Origin of the sequence: Gottschalkia purinilytica (genome assembly GCF_001190785.1) — a bacterium.
Lineage (GTDB): Bacteria > Bacillota > Clostridia > Tissierellales > Gottschalkiaceae > Gottschalkia_A > Gottschalkia_A purinilytica.
On record NZ_LGSS01000072.1, the window covers coordinates 1 to 575 of the forward strand.

At 33.4% G+C, this 575-nt stretch carries 1 protein-coding gene; it reads left to right on the forward strand.

The features are described 5' to 3' along the window. On the forward strand, nucleotides 1–575 hold a 575-nt coding region (locus CLPU_RS16420), incomplete at both ends, for an HAD-IC family P-type ATPase (protein ID WP_157857754.1).

Below are 575 nucleotides of genomic sequence, written 5' to 3' on the forward strand. Positions count from 1 at the left end.
GACGGAGTAATAATAGAAAGTGCAAGTTTAATGATAGAAGAAGCGGCATTAACAGGGGAATCTGTTCCAGTAGAAAAAGATATAAGAATACCAGAAGGTGAAGATATTCCATTAGGAGATAGGAAAAACTATGTATTTACATCTAGTTTAGTTACAAATGGTAGAGGAAAAGTAATAGTAACAGAAACAGGAATGAATTCTGAAATAGGAAAAATAGCATCAATGCTACAAAATCAAGAAGAAATAAAAACACCATTACAGGAGAAACTAGATGAATTAGGAAAACTACTAGGAATGGGTGCATTAGGAATATGTGGAGTAATGTTTATAATAGGATATTTACAAGGTAGACCAGTATTAGAAATGTTCATGTCAGCAATATCTCTAGCAGTAGCAGCAATACCTGAAGGGTTACCAGCAATAGTGACAATAGTACTATCAATAGGTGTACAAAGAATGATAAGTAAAAATGCAATAGTAAGAAAGCTACCAGCAGTAGAGACACTAGGGACTTCATCGGTAATATGTTCAGATAAGACAGGCACATTAACACAAAATAAAATGACAGTAACAAA